Origin of the sequence: Pseudoscardovia suis (assembly GCF_002797875.1) — a bacterium.
GTDB lineage: Bacteria > Actinomycetota > Actinomycetes > Actinomycetales > Bifidobacteriaceae > Pseudoscardovia > Pseudoscardovia suis.
The window spans coordinates 420,136-431,126 of the sequence record NZ_PGFC01000002.1; the positions used below are offsets into that span (position 1 = coordinate 420,136).

General features: G+C 60.9%; 6 protein-coding genes and 1 tRNA gene. 5 read left to right on the forward strand and 2 right to left on the reverse strand.

Going from position 1 to position 10,991, the window contains the following annotated elements:
- Positions 1-80: 80 nt before the first annotated feature.
- The gene (locus CLV65_RS04295; protein ID WP_094690536.1) at positions 81-380 is read right to left on the reverse strand and encodes a DUF1805 domain-containing protein; all 300 of its coding nucleotides are present in this window, start codon (positions 378-380) and stop codon (positions 81-83) included.
- Between the two features lie 376 nt (positions 381-756).
- On the opposite strand from CLV65_RS04295, the gene CLV65_RS04300 reads away from it, so the two are divergent.
- The 3 genes from CLV65_RS04300 (at position 757) to CLV65_RS04310 (ending at position 5,284) form a co-directional block, all read left to right on the forward strand.
- Entirely contained in the window at positions 757-1,344 is a 588-nt protein-coding gene (locus tag CLV65_RS04300) for a MarR family winged helix-turn-helix transcriptional regulator (RefSeq protein ID WP_244569083.1), read from the forward strand.
- A gap of 86 nt (positions 1,345-1,430) precedes the next feature.
- On the forward strand, positions 1,431-3,281 hold the full coding sequence (locus tag CLV65_RS04305) for an ABC transporter ATP-binding protein (protein ID WP_094690644.1): 1,851 nt from the start codon (positions 1,431-1,433) through the stop codon (positions 3,279-3,281).
- Positions 3,278-5,284: an ABC transporter ATP-binding protein gene (locus tag CLV65_RS04310; protein WP_094690534.1), complete on the forward strand. Its 2,007-nt coding sequence runs from the start codon at positions 3,278-3,280 to the stop codon at positions 5,282-5,284. Before CLV65_RS04305 ends, CLV65_RS04310 begins: the two co-directional genes overlap by 4 nt.
- A gap of 141 nt (positions 5,285-5,425) precedes the next feature.
- Here the strand turns inward: CLV65_RS04310 and CLV65_RS04315 are convergent, their stop codons facing one another.
- Positions 5,426-7,852, reverse strand: coding sequence for a glycoside hydrolase family 3 N-terminal domain-containing protein (locus CLV65_RS04315; protein ID WP_094690533.1), 2,427 nt, complete (start codon positions 7,850-7,852; stop codon positions 5,426-5,428).
- 232 nt (positions 7,853-8,084) lie between these two features.
- Here CLV65_RS04315 and CLV65_RS04320 point away from each other — a divergent pair, with 232 nt between their 5' ends.
- The gene (locus tag CLV65_RS04320; protein WP_094690532.1) at positions 8,085-10,475 is read left to right on the forward strand and encodes an elongation factor G; all 2,391 of its coding nucleotides are present in this window, start codon (positions 8,085-8,087) and stop codon (positions 10,473-10,475) included.
- Positions 10,476-10,595: 120 nt separating this feature from the next.
- Positions 10,596-10,668 (forward strand) — tRNA-Arg (locus CLV65_RS04325).
- Positions 10,669-10,991 lie beyond the last annotated feature (323 nt).

The window sequence follows — 10,991 nt, forward strand, 5'->3', positions numbered from 1 at the left end:
AGCGCCATGAATGACACGTGGGGGCTTGCAACTGGTGTTGCAAGCCCCCACTGATTCTGCCGTGCGGCGCTGTGCTGCGATCAGGCGAGCACGGCAGCGGCCTGGGCACCGGTCATGCCCTCGGTCACACCCGCCTTCTTGGCGGCTTCGGTGCAGCCCTTGATCGGGTTGGCGAGCACCGCGGCGAAATCAGCGCCGCCCACGAGCACCGCTGCATCGCCGAACTTCTCGGCGGCTGCGAGATTGAGATAGCCGCACATGAGATAGCCCTTGCTGCCCTGCACGATGATCATGTTCGGATGGCCGTCGCCGCCGGGAGCGACAATCATCGTGCCCTGCACGGCCTTGCCTTCTGCTTCAAGTTGCTCGATCTGGATCATGAATCCTCCCTGATTCTGTGTATGTCTGCGTAGTGATAGGGTGCGCCGTGTAGCGTCATGACGCGGTTTCAAGGCGCCCTTCTATTGTGATACCACAATGCAGGCCAAGCGGTGCGTTTCGCTTCCACACTCCGGCGCTCCGCGGGCTGACTCGGGCGTTGCGTGACTGATGGATGCAGACACGGCAGATGTGTGTCACATACAACAGTTGTATATGAGTCATATTATGGTGGGCTGCGGATAGAAGTCGAAGATCCGGGAATGAACGGAGCTGCTCGTGCCTGCCGGGTATCGGTGGGGCAGTGGCGGGCGGCAGCGGATGTGGCAGACAGCGATAGACGGTGGCGGACGAACGGAAAGAAGCGGCGGCGTGAAGATGCAGAGCCCGGTATTGCAAATGCAGGCGCTTAACAGACGCATCACGAGATACCTGCATCAGACGTTGCCTGACTGTGTGCGCGGCGCCACCGGCGGCAACGTGCGGGTGCTGATATTCCTTGCACATCACAGCGATCGCGACATCTACCAGCGTGATATCGAGAAGGCTTTCGGCATCACCCGTTCCACCGCCTCGCGCGAGTTGACGCTGCTGGAAAGCAATGGAATGATTGCTAGGCTTCCCGTGGAGCATGATGCGCGGCTCAAACGACTGGTGCTGACAGCGCGCGGCCGTGATGCGGTGAGCTATCTCGAGGCTCACGGCGAGGAGATGGAATCGCATCTGTTCGAGGGATTCACTCCAGAGCAGATCGAGCAATTCACACAGTTCATCCACCGCATGCGCGCGAACATCGAGCGCGCGATGCCTGCGGATGCAGCCTCCGTCGATCCGGCTGGCGGCTCCGGTGAAGGCGTTGGTGGAGGCGTTGCGCACCAAGCAGGTGCAGACGCCGGCACAGACGGTGGCAATGCAGACGACAATCACAACAAAGACGACAGATTGATGGAAGGAGCACGAGAGTGAGCGCACGAAACGACGCGGCACGCACGATTGACAACACGCCAACCGCACCGAACACCGCATCCGGCGAATCCGCGGCGCGAGCCGCGATGGCGCTTGTCGCGGCCGATCAAGAAAAACGCGACAGCGAGCTTGCCAAGCCCACCCATGTCATACGAACGCTGGGCCATAGCCTGCGCGAATACAAGAAAGAAAGCCTGCTCACGCCGGCGACAGTGGCAGTCGAAGCCATCCTTGAAATGATCATCCCCACGGTCATGGCGCTGCTCATCGACCGTGGCATCACTGGCGGATCCATGCCGAAGGTGTGGCAGTACGGTGCGATTCTGCTCGTGTGCGCCATCGTCTCCGCCGTCGCCGGCACCCTCGCCGGTCGTTATTCGGCAGTGGCGGCCGCAGGCTTCGCCAAGAATCTGCGCCACGACGTGTTCAAGAAGGTGCAGGGCTTCAGCTTCACGAACATCGACCGATTCTCCACCGGTTCCATCATCACGCGCTGCACCACGGATATCACGAACCTGCAGAACTCTTACCAGATGCTCATTCGCGTGGGCGTGCGCGCCCCGATGCTGATCATCGTCGCATGGATCCTGAGCTTCCGCATCAGCCCATCCATCTCCATGATCTTCCTTGTGGCGATTCCGATTCTGGGCGGCGGCCTCATCGCTATCGCCGCTTACGTGCATCCGATCTTCGAACGCACGTTCCACCTGTATGATGCGCTGAACAACGACGTGGACGAAAACCTCCAGGGAATCCGCGTGGTGAAGTCCTACAACCGTGAGAATCATGAGATCGGCAAGTTCAGCCGCATCTCGCAGCTCATCTACAAGAACTTCGTGAAAGCGGAGCACACGCTGAGCTTCAACGCCCCGCTCATGGACGGCTGCATCTACACCACGCTGCTGCTCATCTCATGGCTGGGCGCCAAGCAGATCGTGGCATCCGGCAACAATGCGGCGCTGGGCATGACAACCGGCGACCTGACAGCGCTCATCGCCTACGCGCTGCAAATCATGATGTCGCTGATGATGGTGTCGATGATTTTCGTCCTCATCATCATCTCGCAGGCCTCGGCGGAACGCGTCTGCCAGGTGCTGCAAGAGGCCAGCACCGTCACGAACCCCGACAAGCCGCTCACCGATGTGCCGGATGGCTCCATTGAATTCGACCATGTGACGTTCCGCTATGCCAAGACCGCTGAAAAACCGGTGTTGGATGACATCGACATCAAGATCCCCTCCGGGGCGGTCGTCGGCATCATCGGCGGCACCGGCTCGTCCAAGTCCAGTCTCGTGCAGCTCATCCCACGCCTGTATGACGTGACCGAAGGGTCGCTCAAGGTCGGCGGGCATGATGTGCGCGACTACGACCTGACGCTGTTGCGCGACCAAGTGGCGGTGGTGTTGCAGAAGAACGTGCTGTTCAGCGGCACGATCGCCGACAACCTGCGCTGGGGCAATCCGAACGCCACCGACGACGAGGTGCGTCGCGCCGCGCAGATCGCCCAGGCGGATGGATTCGTCCAGGAATTCCCCGACAAATACGACACGTGGATCGAACAGGGCGGCACCAACGTGTCCGGTGGCCAACGCCAGCGCCTGTGCATCGCACGCGCATTGCTCAAGAAACCGAAGATCCTCATCCTCGATGATTCCACGAGCGCCGTTGACACGAAAACCGATTATCTGATTCGCCAAGGCCTGCGTCAAGACATCCCACAGACGACGAAGATCATCATCGCCCAGCGTTTGAGCTCCGTGCAGGACGCCGATATGATCCTCATCATGAAGAACGGCGCGATTGCCGCCAAGGGCACTCATGACGAGCTGCTTCAGACCAGTGACGAATACCGCGCGATCTACGAGCTGCAGACGAAGAACCATGCAGCCGGCATTGATGAACACGCACAGGAAACTCAGGAAGGAGATGCACGATGAGCCAGACGCCAGCAAAGAAACCGGCGAACAATCGTCCGGCGCCCGGCACAGTGAAAAGGCTCATGGGCTACATCCTGCGTTACCGCTGGCAGGTCGTGGTAATCCTGCTCGCAATCATCGTCATGGCTGTCTCCCAAGCCTTTTCAATTGCATTCCTCCAGCAGCTCATCGACAAATACATCCTGCCGCTCGTGGGGCAGACCAATCCGGATTGGCAGCCGCTGGCGCGAGCAATCGCGCTGCTTGCCGTGCTGTATGTGGTGGGAACGTTCAGCATCTGGCTGTGGAACTGGATGGTCGTCAAAGTGGAGCAAGGCACGCTCAAGACGATTCGCGACGAGATGTTCGCCCATCAGCAGCGTCTGCCGATTCGTTACTTCGACACGCATGAGCATGGCGATGTGATGAGCCGTTACACGAACGACACCGATACATTGCGCCAAGCCATCTCGCAGTCGATTCCGCAGATGATCTCGTCTCTGATCAGCGCTTTCGCCTCCCTTGTGGCGATGCTTGCGCTTTCCGTGCCGTTCGGGCTGTTTTCGCTTGTGTTCGCCATCGTGCTGTTCATGATGGTCAACAAGCTTGTCAAGCGCAGCGGCGCGCACTTCATACGCCAGCAGAAGTCATTGGGCGATGTCAACGGATTCGTCGAAGAGGCCGTCAACGGGCAGAAGGTCATCAAGGTCTTCAACCATGAGGATGCGACACAACGCGAATTCGACCGGAAGAACGAAGAGCTTTTCGACGCTTCCGCCCGCGCCAACACTTATGGCAACATCATCATGCCGATCGTGAACAACATGGGCTACCTGTTGTATGTGATCATCGCCATCGCGGGGGCCGCCGTGGGCATCGCCGGCCTGCCGAACCTCAGCTTCGGCGGCGTTGGCGTGATGACGCTGGGCACGATTGTGTCACTGCTGACACTGGTCAAGGGATTCCTCAACCCCTTGGGCCAGGTTTCCATGCAGTTCAACATGGTGCTCATGGCGCTCGCAGGCGCGTCTCGCATCTTCGCCCTGATGGACGAGCCGGTGGAAACCGATGAGGGGACCGTGACGCTCGTCAACGTGGAATTGGGTGCCGACGGCCGCACGATGACCGAGACAAAGCGCGAGACCGGCCACTGGGCATGGAAGCGCGCCGCGGACGACGATGGCACGAGGTCTCTCGCGGCGGCGTCCAAGCTCAAGGGGTCGGCGCGCGAAGTGGCGCTCAAGGCCAAGGAACAGGCCGTCACGTCGCCGGACGGACGCTACACCCTGCTGCGCGGTGATGTGCGCTTCACCGACGTGACATTCAGCTACGTGCCGGGAAAGCCTGTGCTGCATGACATCACGTGGTTCGCTAAGCCGGGCCAGAAGATGGCCTTGGTGGGCGCCACTGGTGCGGGCAAGACGACGGTGACGAACCTCATCAACCGTTTCTATGACGTGCAGGAAGGCCAGATTCTGTATGACGGCATCGATGTGAAGAACATCCGCAAGCCTGATTTGCGCCGTTCGCTGGGCATCGTGCTGCAGGACGTGAACCTGTTCACCGGCACTGTGATGGACAACATCCGCTATGGCAGGCTTGACGCGACGGACGAGGAATGCATCGAGGCGGCGAAGCTCACGAACGCCGACGGCTTCATCCGCATGCTGCCCAACGGCTACCAGACCGTGCTTTCCGGCGACGGCTCGGGATTGTCGCAAGGCCAGCGCCAGCTGATTTCCATCGCCCGCGCCGCCGTCGCCAATCCGCCGTGCATGATTCTCGACGAAGCGACGAGCTCCATCGACACCCGAACCGAGGAAGTCGTGCAAGCCGGCATGGATAACCTGATGAAGGGGCGCACGGTGTTCGTCATCGCCCATCGCCTCTCCACGGTGCGCAACTCCGACGTGATCATGGTGCTCGACCACGGCCGCATCATCGAGCGCGGCAACCACGACGAGCTCATTGCCCAGAAGGGCGAATACTACCAGCTCTACACTGGCGCACTCGAACTCGAGTAAGGGGCGGGCACAACGATAAGGGCCCATCGCAGCAATCGCGCTGCGATGGGCCCTTTGTTTATGTGTTTATGCCGCGTTGTGTCAGTGCGTCACGCCATGTCAATGCGACGCGTTGCGGCAGTCGGCGTGCGCCATGGATTGTCAGTTGGCGTGCGCCATGGATTGTCGGTTGGCGTGCGCCATGGATTGCGCGCGAACCGTGAACCGTGCGCATGTGAGGTCCGGCCGCCGGCTGGAATGGCCGATGAGCAGCTCGAACTCGCCGGGCTCGACAACGCGGTGCGCCTGCGCATCGACGATGCTGCAATCCCGCACCGGTATGTCGAACGACACGGTCGTCGATTCACCGGGTTGCAGTTCCACGCGTTGGAACGCCTTGAGCTCGCGATCCGCCCACGTGCAGGAGGTCACCAGATCCGTGACGTATGCCTGCACCACCTCGGAACCCGGCCGGCTCCCGGTGTTCGTCAGCGCAATCGAGGCGTGGATGGTGTCGCAAGTGCCGAATGCGCCGTCTTGCGGGACATTCTCGATCACCGGCTCCCCATACTCGAACGTGGTGTACGACAGTCCCTCGCCGAATGCGAACGCCGGGTCCTGCGTCAGATCGGCATACCGGTTGCCATGCTGACCGCGTATCTGGTTGTAATACACGGGAAGCTGGCCTGCATGACGGGGGAACGTGATGGGAAGCCGTCCGCTCGGATTCGTCAGCCCCAGTATGACCTCAGCAATAGCCTGTCCGCCTTTCATGCCCGGGCACGGCGCCCATAGCAGTGCCGACGTGCCGGCGGCGGCTGATTCATCCACAATCACCCCGTTGGTGCCGATCACACAGGCGGGAAGCACCATTGGCTTGGAACTCATGAGCACAACCACCAACGGTTTGCCGGTTTCACGTGAAACACCGCACAGGGCTTCCAGCAGCGCGTTCTGTCCGCCTTGCAATTCCAGCGTTGCGGTCGATCGGGTTTCACCGATCATCTGGATGGTGTCTCCCACAACCGCCACCACAAGGTCGGAGCGCCGGGCGTTTTCCACGGCATCGTCAATCAGCGCTTGGTCAATCGCGGCGGACACGCCAATCTTCGGTCGCGGCTGGCCATCCGGGAAGAATTCACCCTCGGGGTCAGGTCGCAAATCGACGATGTTCGCGCCACGCGAATACACGACCTCGCACTCAGGCGGTGCGAGTTGGGTGAATCCGTCAAGCACCGTGGTGATCATGTTGCGCGGCTGGCCTTGCGGCATCCAATCGACCTGGCCGGAATTGCCCGCCCAGTCACCCAGCTGCGCCTGGGCGTCATCCGCGAGCGGGCCGATGACGGCGATGCGTTTGGCACTGTGAGCGTCAAACGGCAGCGCGCCGTTGTTTTTCAACAGCACTATCGCCTCGCGCGTCGCCGCGAGGTTAAGCTGCTCGTGCTCGGCTGAACCGATGGAGGCGTTGATGCGCTCGCGGTCGGGCAGACGCGGGTTTTCGAACAGTCCGAGGCGGAATTTCAAAGCGAGTATGCGCTTGACCGCGTCATCGATGAGCGCTTCGTCAAGCAATCCGGTTCGCACCGCCTCGAGGGCGCCTTCGTAAAACTGCGGTGTGGTCATGATCAGGTCGTTGCCGGCCTTGACCGCATCAGCTGCGGCGTGCGCATAGTCCGGCTTGACATGCTGCTCCCACACGGAACGGCCGACATTGTCCCAATCGGTCACCAGCGTTCCGTGGTAATCCCACTCGCCCCGCAGCTTGTCGTTGAGCAGCCAGTTGTTGAAGGTGACAGGCACTCCCTCGATGGCTTCATAGCCAAGCATGAACGTGGCGCAGCCTTCCTTGGCGACTCGTTCGAAGGGTGGCAGGAACCATGACTCGAGTTTGCGGCGACTCAGGTCGGCCTCGGATGCGTCGCGCCCGCCTTCGGTTTGCGAATATCCGGCGAAATGCTTGGCACACGCCAAGATCGCGTCCTTTGCCAAAGGTTCGTCCGCCGTGGTTCCGCCTTGGTATCCCTTGATGATGCTCGATGCCAGCTCGCCAATGAGATAGGGGTCTTCGCCAAAGGTTTCTCCCACGCGTCCCCAACGGGTGTCGCGGGCAATGCACAGCACTGGTGAAAACGTCCAATGCACTCCGGTAGCCGACACCTCTTCGGCGGTGGCGCGTCCAATAGCGCGGAGCATATCCGAGTCCCATGTTGCGGCCATTCCCAGCTGCTCCGGGAAGATGGTGGCGCCCGGCCAGAAGGAATAGCCGTGGATGCAATCGTCGCCGATGAGCAGCGGGATTCCCAGACGGGTCTTGGATTGAACGATTTCGCAGGCCTTGAACAGGTCGTTGGGCGATGTGTGCAGGATGGAACCAACGTGCCGGCCGGCTATGAGGTCTTCAAGATCGGCGCCGCGGGCATCGAGCTGCATCATCTGCCCGACCTTCTCTTCGAGCGTCATGCGCGACAGCAAGTCGTTGATTCTCTCTTCGGTGGGCAGATTGGGATTTTTGTAAGCTGGCGCTTCGTTGTGTGAGGGTGTGTTGTGCGAGGGTGTGTTGTGTGAGGGTGTGGTTGCTTCGGTCATGGCATTGGCTCGTTTCTTGCGAATATGGTGTCGGACGGCATTGTCATTTCATTGCAATCATAGGTTTTCTGCGCTGTCGACATACCCTGTGCCGGTGAATGTTTTGTGTTGGTGAGTGCCCTGTGCCGGCGAATGCCTTGTGATTGGCGAATGCCCTGTGATTGGCAAGGGCAGTGGTCTGTGACAGATTCGGAGATGCCTCAAAATCGGTGGGTGCGGCAATCATGGGGGCATGACTGATTCCGCCACTTCTTCTTTCGCCGCGTCCTCCGGGTCTTCCGCCTCCGCCAGCCATGCCACTTCGCGGCGGCGTGTGGTCGCAGGCATCGTGGCACACGTGGATGCCGGCAAGACCACATTGTCGGAGGCCTTGCTGTATGTGGCGGGACAGGTGCGCGAAATCGGGCGTGTCGATCATGGCGATGCATTCCTCGATCCCGAGGCGATGGAAAAGAAGCGCGGCATCACCATCCACGCGCATCAGGCGCGCATCCGCCATGGCGGTCTGGACCTGACGATGCTTGATACGCCGGGGCATGTGGATTTCGCGGCGGACACTGAACGAGTGCTGCGAGTGCTTGACTACGCGATTTTGGTGATTTCCGGCACCGATGGTGTGCAAGGGCACACCAAGACGCTATGGCGGTTGCTGGCGCGTTACAACGTGCCGGTGTTCGTGTTCGTCAACAAGATGGACGCGCCTGGTGCCAGTCGCGACACCGTGCTTGCCCAGTTGCGCTCGCGGCTGTCGGATGCCATGGTGCCGTTGGGCGATGGGCTTGAGGCGTGTGCCGAGGACATGGCGATGCAAAACGAACAGGCGATGGACGAGTTTCTTGAAACCGGCACGCTGGGGGAGGGCACTGTGCGTGCCCTTATCGCACGGCGTGCGGTGTTTCCGGTGTTTTTCGGTTCGGCGCTGCGCATGGAGGGGGTGAAGGCGTTCCTTGATGGGTTGGATTCGTGGATGCTTGAGGCGCCGCGCCCGGATGCGTTTGGTGCGAGGGTGTATCGAGTGTCGCATGATGAGCGCGGCAACAGGCTCACGTGGATGCGTGTGACGGGTGGTGAGCTGCGCGCCAAGCAGATGCTGCACGAGGTGCCGGGCGGCGGTGCCGGAGTGGCTGGCGGTGCTGATGGGGCTGATGACGCTGGCGGCGCGAGCGAGGCTGGCGATGCCGGCAGCGAGGTTGGCTCGGCTGGTGACGAGGTCGGCACGTGGGAGAAAATCGACCAGATCCGCATCTACAACGGTGCCAAATACGAGGTGGTCACGCTGGTGCCATCTGGGTCGGTGTGCGCGGTGGCCGGTCCTGAGCGCACATTCCCTGGCGAGGGTCTGGGTTTCGAACCGGATGCGGGCGCGCCCATGCTGCAGCCTGTGCTGACGTACGCTGTGCTGCCAGCGGGGGCGAACCAGCCAAGCGCTAGCGATGTTTCTTCCGGGGCGTCGCACGGCAATCAGGATTCACCGCGCGCAGATTCCGCTGACGGCGCCAAGAATCAGGGAAACAATAATTCTTCCAATTCCCCAGCAACCACTTCTTCCAACGTCGCACACGCCCAAGCCGGCACAACGGACGGCATCGCGGCGAGGGCAGGCGGCCTGCAGTTCGATGAAAACACCTTGCACAAGCTCATTGCGGCGTTGCGCGAACTGGAGGACGAGGAACCATTGCTGCGCGTCGCGTGGGTGGAGCGTCTACAGGAACTGCACGTGCAGCTGATGGGCGAGGTGCAGCTTGACGTGATCCGCCAGGCGTTGCATGAGCGCTCCGGCATCGATGTGGATTTTGGCACCGGCGGGATTCTCTACAAAGAGACCGTGACCGCGACAATGGAAGGCGTGGGGCATTTCGAGCCGCTGCGCCATTACGCCGAGGCTCACATTCTCATTGAGCCGGGGGAGCCTGGCAGCGGCGTGCATGTGGGTGCGCATGTCAGTGAGGATGTGCTCGCGCGCAACTGGCAGCGTTTGGTGGTGACGCATCTTGCCGAGAAAACGCATCTGGGCGTGCTTGTTGGTGCTCCGCTCACCGATGTGCGGCTTACGCTCGTGGCGGGACGCGCGCATCTCAAGCACACCGAGGGTGGTGATTTTCGTCAGGCGACGTACCGCGCGGTGCGGCAAGGTCTCATGGAACTTCGCCAGCGCGGCGAATGTCGTTTGCTGGAACCGTGGTATGCGTTCCGGCTTGAAGTGCCGCAGGAGTGCGTGGGGCGTGCGATGTCAGATGTGCAGCGCATGGGCGGTGAGTTTGAGTTGGAGGCTGCCGGTGGCATGGATGGCGGTGCCGCGGGCACGGATGCCGGTGGCGTGGGCAGCGCGGTGCTAGTCGGGAAGGCGCCGGTGAGCCAGATGCGTGATTATGCGATGGATGTCAATTCGTTCACTCACGGCATGGGACGGCTGTCGTGCACTTTTGCCGGATACAGGCCGTGCCATGAGGAGGACTCGGTGGTGGCGGCAGCGGGTTATGATCCGGTCGCTGACCTCGACAACACGCCGGATTCGGTGTTTTGTGCGCATGGCGCCGGGTATCCGGTGGCGTGGCAGGACGTGCCAGACCATATGCATGTGCCGTATGCATGGCCAGGCATGCGTGATGTCGCGGCGGTGTGAATTCCGCGGGCGGTGTGAGCGCTTATTGCGTTGACACTGTTGGGCTCGTCGCCCGATGATGGTGTGAATTCCGCAGGCGACATAACCACGGCGTGTGACGGTGTACCATATATATTCGTTGCCCCGGTAGCTCAGGGGATAGAGCACCGCTCTCCTAAAGCGGGTGTCGTGCGTTCGAATCGCATCCGGGGCACTCTTCGCCGGCGTTGTCGCCGGCGTTTTTCTTTTCCGCGGGACTAGCCGTGGTCTGGGGTGCCGTGGTCATTGCCGCGGCCTGGGCACGGACTGGAGCGGTCACACCCATCGCGTTCATGATTGAATCGTCCATCAGCGTCTCCGGCGTCGTGCCCCTATCCCTCATGATGGTCTGACGATGTGGAACGCCTTACGTTCTTGCCGAGGGACATATAGGAACCAAGTTGGCATATAGGAACCAAAGTTATTGCTTTAGACTTCTCGTTCAGGTGTTGAAGACGGGCATGTGCAGGTCGGTCCATTCGATTGAGGTGCCGGGTT